Source organism: Wolbachia endosymbiont of Madathamugadia hiepei (assembly GCF_013366855.1).
Lineage (GTDB): Bacteria > Pseudomonadota > Alphaproteobacteria > Rickettsiales > Anaplasmataceae > Wolbachia.
Genome location: NZ_WQMP01000172.1, coordinates 1 through 1,749, shown reverse-complemented (window position 1 = coordinate 1,749; position 1,749 = coordinate 1). Strand labels below are relative to the sequence as shown.

Genomic DNA, 1,749 nt, shown 5'->3' with positions numbered 1-1,749 from the left:
CTCATCTTCCTTTCTTCTAATACAATATTTTTTTCCCTATCTATTTTGTCTTGAGTAACATTAAAATTGCCCATTCTATCTGCTTCAACTTCCATTGCTAGTGGTAAGTCGCCCTTGAGGACTAATTCGTAGTAACAGGTATATTCTCTAGTGGTAAATGCGTTGAATTGCGCTCCAATGCTACTCATAGTCGACTCTATGTCTTTAAATTTTCCTGTAGTTTCAAACATTAAATGCTCAAGGTAGTGAGCCAATCCTGCTTTGCCGATTGGATCATCCATTCCCCCAACTTTATATATTACTGCATGTAAAACGGCCGAAATCCGATGATTAGGTACAACATAGATATCTAGCCCATTGCTGAGTTTAGCGTGCTTTATACTGTGTTCTATATTTACAGCTTTCAGAGAGATTGGATAAGTGAAAAACAATAAAGGTAATATAAAGAAGCTAAAAAACCTGTGGAGCATTGTCCTAACCTAATACAATTGAATTCGAAACAACAATTTCATTCCTCATTTTGTTTAGAAATGAGTCTGTCATATATGTACCACTTATACAGCAATACAAACATCCCGCAAGCTATATATATATCTGCTAGGTTGAAAGCTGGCCAGTACCAACTGCCAATATGAAAATGTATGAAATCATATACAGCTCCCCAGTAGATCCTGTCAACTATATTACCGATTGCTCCACCAATCATCAGAGAAAAACCAAAACAAGTTAATTTATCGCTAGATTTGTATATCAAGTATGCAAGTATGCTAATTATTAGTGTTGAAAATGTTGAAAAAAAGAGATCGCTATATGGTAAAGTGCTAAACATTCCAAAACTAATCCCCGAATTCCATACTTCAACTAGCTTGATAAAGCTAGCAACTTCGATTGACTCTCCTTCATCAATTAATGAGTTTATGTACAATTTGCTCATCTGATCAGTTAATATTATAACTAGTATAACAATTAAGCATAGTTTTTTCATAAATTTGTCCTCAACTGATAAGCCTCAAGCATATCATAATTTATCTGTTTTGTTAATTCGTCAATACTATGGAATCTTTTTTCTGACCTGATAAATTTTAAAAGTTGTATATTAACCTTATAGTTGTATGCATCTTTATTAAAATCAAATATGTACATTTCTACTATGGGCTTTTTTAAATCCTTAAACGTAGGTCTCATACCAATGTTGACTACTCCGTATAGCCAATTTGGATTATTGTCAGAAAATGCCGCCTTAGCATAATATGTACCAAACTTGGGTTTTATCATGCAGTTTTCTATCGGAATGTTTATAGTTGGAAATCCTATTTCTCTACCTCTACATGCGCCTTTTGTTACAATACCAGAGACTTGATAAGGCCTGCCGAGCAATTTATTAGCAATCTCTATTTCGCCTTTCTGTAAATACTCTCTGATTGAAGAAGAAGAGCAAATCTCTCCATCGATTATCAATGGTTCTAATTCAGTTAAAGAATATCCATACGTTTCGGAATATTTCCTTAAGGTCGATGTATTACCCAATCGTTTGTGACCAAAAGTACAACTTTCTCCAACTACTATGTGTTTAGCGCTATATTTGCCTATCAAGATCTTACTAATGAAGTCATTGCAGCTGATTTGAGAAAAACCTTCATTGAAATTGATAATATATAAGTGATCTATACCATAGCTGCTAATCAGTTCTTTTTTTTGTTCTTGGTTTATCAATCTAAAGTTGTTTCTGCCAAATAAGACTGTTGATGG

General features: G+C 33.8%; 3 protein-coding genes. All 3 read right to left on the bottom strand.

The genetic code is table 11. The features are described from left to right. A partial coding sequence (locus GO685_RS05085) for a M16 family metallopeptidase (protein ID WP_175937848.1) occupies positions 1-470 on the bottom strand: 470 nt, incomplete at its 3' end. A gap of 38 nt (positions 471-508) precedes the next feature. Continuing rightward, positions 509-985: a signal peptidase II gene (lspA, locus tag GO685_RS05080; RefSeq protein WP_175937847.1), complete on the bottom strand. Its 477-nt coding sequence runs from the start codon at positions 983-985 to the stop codon at positions 509-511. After that, the coding region (gene ribF / locus GO685_RS05075) for a riboflavin biosynthesis protein RibF (RefSeq protein ID WP_175937846.1) at positions 982-1,749 on the bottom strand (768 nt) is incomplete at its 5' end. The genes ribF and lspA, both read right to left, overlap by 4 nt.

Coding starts and splice junctions, on each gene's coding strand:
- lspA (WP_175937847.1), bottom strand. CDS start 985: ATGAAAAAACTATGCTTAATTGTTATACTAGTTATAATATTAACTGAT.